Annotated in this window: 2 protein-coding genes and 1 pseudogene; all 3 read left to right on the forward strand. The window is 49.5% G+C overall.

Features of this window, described 5'->3' with window-relative positions; all coding sequences use genetic code 11:
- Positions 1–273, forward strand: a pseudogene (locus AC0QH1_RS02780) (multidrug ABC transporter permease); the annotation flags it as partial.
- Positions 274–755: 482 nt separating this feature from the next.
- Entirely contained in the window at positions 756–2,783 is a 2,028-nt protein-coding gene (locus AC0QH1_RS02785; RefSeq protein WP_324629285.1) for a beta-barrel domain-containing protein, read from the forward strand.
- Between the two features lie 45 nt (positions 2,784–2,828).
- Complete coding sequence (locus AC0QH1_RS02790; RefSeq protein ID WP_324629286.1) at positions 2,829–3,215, forward strand: HetP family heterocyst commitment protein; 387 nt, start codon at positions 2,829–2,831, stop codon at positions 3,213–3,215.
- Positions 3,216–3,642 lie beyond the last annotated feature (427 nt).

Consider the following 3,642-nt stretch of genomic DNA (forward strand, 5'->3'; position numbering starts at 1 on the left):
CGGGCGTTGTTGGGCAATCCGCAGATTTTAATTTTGGATGAGGCGACCAGTTCTCTGGATACCGAGTCGGAACGTCGGTTCCAGCAAAATCTGGAGCGGATTCGTCGCGATCGCACCACGTTTATCATCGCCCACCGTCTTTCTACGGTGCGAAATGCAGACTGTATTTTGGTGCTCGATCGCGGTCTGTTGGTGGAGCAAGGCTCCCATGCGGAACTGATGAATCTGGGAGGATTGTACTATCACCTGGCGCAGCAACAGCTCGACCTTTAAGTGGATTTTCCAAACTGGGGTAAGGGCTGGATCCTGGGGCAAAACCCTTCTCATGGCTTCCGCATCTTTTTGCCTTTGCCCCATTTTTGCCTAAATTGGGGGTCTCACCCCCTCATCATATACCGTGAAAATACGGTATGACCGTAGTGGCCTGCTTTACCAAATCTTTAAAAAACTGACAAATTAGGGGGAATTTTACCGAGTTTTGTAAAAAAACGATAAAGTTGGTAACAAAATTGCCAATTTGGCAAACAGACATGATAGCTTAGGTTAGTATGTCCACGTAAGTGTTTACCGAAGCTCGGTACCGTTGGCTTTCCCAAAATTTATTATCGACTCTCTGCAATTTCAGTGTTTCTACTTAGAGGAGGAGGCTGAAACCCTAGCGAAACCACCCCTGGCTTACCCAGACACACCACAACGGATCTCGAGTTTTGAACATCACCGTTTGAGGGAACTACTCGCCCAAGGAAAATCGAGTTATGACTTTCAAGACCGAAACTGGTGATTCCAGTGTTGAAAAGGAAACCCTATGGAGTCAGCAAAACTCCTCCCGGGATCCTCATCTATTGCACCGGGAACCTCCCTCGCGCGATCGCCGTGACATGAACCTGTGGGATAGGGCGGCTTCTATCTATGGCGGTGTGGCCACTTCCGCGAACCCTCGGCGTGGGGTTGTACCCTCTGTCTCGGACTCTGAGGCCCCCTCGGCACCGGATGAGAATGAGTCCCTGTGGTCTCCTTGCGTCCATAGCTTGCTGGAAAAACCCCCCGCCGCTTTTGGACGTCAGGTCCTCTTGGGCGGAATGGTGTTTTGTGTGGCGTTTGGTGCCTGGGCGTGGTTCGGTCGGATTAATGAGGTGAGTCACGCTCACGGGGAACTGGTACCGCAAGGAAATGTATATCAAGTCCATTCCGCGAACATGGGTAAGGTGGCGAAAATCGCCGTGGAAGAAGGGGATCGGGTGAAAAAGGGAACGCCGATCGCTGAATTGGAAACGGACCTGGAAGCTACAGAAGTTCAGCGTCTGGAAGAACAATTGGCAATTGCCCAAATGCAGTTGGCGCAAAAGCAGAATTTGAGCGAACAAATTCGGTTGTCGGCTAAAACTCAGGCGGCGATCTCTCAGGCGGAGATCGAGGCGCAGCAAGTGGCGATCGCTCAAGCGGAACAAACTGTATCCACGACTACGGAAATTCTGGCACAATTGCAAGCGGATGAAGTGGCACTCCAAACCCGGCGCGATCGGCTCCAACCCCTGGCACAGCAAGCGCAAGAGTTGATGGAGCAACTAGAGGCAGATGTAGCCGCACAGAAGGAACGGGGTGAGATTGTCGAGCCGCTGCAAGAGAAAACTGAGGCGCTGATTGCCCAATTAGAAGCGGATGTACAGGCTCAGCACCAACGACAGGAAATTGTCGCACCTATGCAGGAACAAACCCAACAGCTCATCGAGCAGTTAACAGTAGATGTGGAGGCACAAAAGGAGCGCATCGCTCGGTTAAAGCCGTTGGTGGAAGAAGGTGCGGTATCGCAAGAGCGGTTGTTTCAAGCACAGCAAGCTCTGCGCGATCGCGAAAATGCTCTGCTCAGAGCGCAAATGGCAGACAAGACTCGGGCGCGGGAACAAGTGTTTGAGGCTCAGCAAGCTCTGCGCGATCGGCAAACGGTTCTGCTGCGATCGCAAATTTCTGAGACGACTCGGGCGCGGGAACAGGTGTTTGAGGCTCAGCAAGCTCTGCGCGATCGGCAACATGCTCTGCTGCGATCGCAAATTTCTGAGGCAACTCTGGCTCGGGAACGTTTATTTGAAGCGGAGCGTTCCCTACAGGCCCAGCGCGAAAAAATTACCGACACTCGCGGAAAGCTCGCACAAGCTAACGCTGAATTAAATCGATTGCAAGCACAACTACAGCAAAAGCTCGCCGAAGCGGAAAGCGCTCAGCTCGAATCACAGCAGCAAGGCGATCGCCTGCAACTCGAAATCTCTGAACTCGAAGGCAGAATTTCTGACACTAAAAATCGCCTCGAAAGTGCCAAAACCAAGTTAAAAGAACGCTTTCTCTATGCACCGGTTGATGGGATGGTGCTTTCTCTGGAAGTCAGTAACACCGGCGAAGTGCTTCAACCGGGGGCAACGATTGCCGAAATTGCTCCGGAAAATGCACCCCTGGTTCTTTCCGCCCGGGTGCCTAATCGGGAAGCCGGTTTTATCAAAACCGATATGGAGGTTCAGGTGAAGTTTGATGCCTATCCTTATCAGGAATACGGCATCATCTCCGGTAAAGTGACTTCGGTTTCTCCCGATGCCGAGGTCGATGAAAAATTGGGCATGGTTTACAAAACTGAAATTACTTTAGAACGGAATTATGTTATCGAAAATGGAGAAAAAATTTACTTCAAGCCGGGACAAACTGCCAATGCAGATATCATTATTCGCGATCGCCGCATTGCCGATCTGTTTTTAGATCCGATCCGGCAGCTCAAAGAAGGTGGAATCAATTTCTAAACTGTCATTATTTCCTATACCATACCATACCCAGGAGACATCAACATGAATTATCACGTACCTGCTACGAGCAAACTGGACAAGGTAATGACTCAAGAACAATTCGATCTGATTGTGGATGCTATCTTGGCCGGCAAATATTCTTGGGCTTGCGTCCTCATTCTGCGCGTTGGAGGATACAATCCCCTCCACTACATTCCTTATCGGACTTACAACCGATTGATGAAGCAACACCGCAAAGAACGCCAAGAAAATGAAAACCGCAAACCGGATGAGTGCTCGGAGAATCGCCAACCCAGCTCCCAATCCCGGATTAAAGATATTCCCTATCTAGAAGCGGTGGACGTACACCAGAAAAATGTACGCGGCGGTTATGGAGCCTATGTCAATTGTAATTGCTCTCTCGACTCCCACTCGATCCGGTATTGGTAAGGGTCTTAGTTGTTCTTTATTTTTGGCCGATTGCTAGGGGTTATTTTCCCTCTCTCGATAACAAACCTCTCTTAAATTAATTTTTTCTGGCTGTCTAATTTTTCTCAAATTAGGCAGGTTTTTATTTGGTCGCTCCTTTCCCTGGGCTTTGGACGACGATTTTTCTATCAATTGTCAGCTAAACTGAGTCTTAATCCTGGTTCCAGCGACGGGTCATCTACCGAGATTCAGAACGGGGTAGTGCCTTGTCCCTGGGCGCGATCGCTATCCGGCATTTTATTAAAAAATGCGGTTTTTGCAACTATCATTTGTTTAATAAATAAAAGATTTTCCCTCGTTCAGCCCCACTAAAATCGCCGAAACAAACTTGCCAGTTTGGCAACTCAAACCGAAAGTTACTCGCTAATATAGACCCAGTAACACCGGA

The sequence above is a fragment of the Phormidium sp. CCY1219 genome (assembly GCF_055795085.1).

Coding starts and splice junctions, on each gene's coding strand:
- AC0QH1_RS02785 (WP_324629285.1), top strand. CDS start 756: ATGACTTTCAAGACCGAAACTGGTGATTCCAGTGTTGAAAAGGAAACC.
- AC0QH1_RS02790 (WP_324629286.1), top strand. CDS start 2,829: ATGAATTATCACGTACCTGCTACGAGCAAACTGGACAAGGTAATGACT.